The organism is Mesorhizobium sp. M7A.F.Ca.ET.027.03.2.1 (genome assembly GCF_003999175.1).
Lineage (GTDB): Bacteria > Pseudomonadota > Alphaproteobacteria > Rhizobiales > Rhizobiaceae > Mesorhizobium.
Map to the genome: position 1 here is coordinate 1 of NZ_RZOM01001656.1, position 773 is coordinate 773.

Annotated in this window: 1 protein-coding gene; it reads left to right on the top strand. The window is 65.7% G+C overall.

Going from position 1 to position 773, the window contains the following annotated elements:
• Positions 1 to 471, top strand: a 471-nt coding sequence (locus tag EN750_RS37130) for an ABC transporter ATP-binding protein (protein WP_145968321.1), incomplete at its 5' end; no start/stop codon positions are given.
• Between the last annotated feature and the right edge of the window lie 302 nt (positions 472 to 773).

A 773-nucleotide genomic window follows, 5' to 3' on the forward strand; every position in this document is an offset into this window, starting at 1 on the left:
CTGGAGATCATGGGTCTGTCCAGGGCGGAGCAAGGCGAGCGGATCAAGCGCACGCTCGAACTCGTCAACCTCTCTGGCTTCGAGAAGAAATATCCCTGGCAGCTCTCGGGCGGCATGCAGCAGCGCGCCTCGATTGCCCGTGCGCTGGCCTTCGATGCCGACCTGCTGCTGATGGACGAGCCGTTCGGCGCGCTGGACGAGATCGTGCGCGACCATCTCAACGAGCAATTGCTGGAATTGTGGGGACGCACCAACAAGACCATCTGCTTCGTCACCCACTCCATTCCGGAGGCCGTCTATCTGTCGACGCGCATCGTCGTCATGTCACCGCGGCCGGGCCGCGTCAGCGACATCATCGAATCGACACTGCCGAGAGAGCGGCCGCTCGACATCCGCGAGACGCCGGAGTTTCTGGCGATCGCAGCGCGCGTGCGCGACGGGCTGCGGGCAGGGCACAGCTATGATGATTGAGGGAGCAAACGACGGGCTCCCTCCTCTCCCCAACGGGGAGAGGGTGGCCGGAGCGAAGCGGAGGTCGGGTGAGGGGGCGGCCCACCGCGCCTTCGTCATCCTAGGGCACCGCGAGGCGGCGTGCGCAGGGGGAGCGGCCCACCACGCCTTCGTCATCCTAGGGCGAAGCAAGCGCGAAGCAGCTTGCGCAGACCCTAGGATCCATGCCGTGACGCCGGCCGAAAGGCCAAAGCGGCTGAGAATGCGCAGGGAGGCGCAGGGAGCCTTTTTCCGCACCGTTGTGGAGCACAGAGGTAACGGCA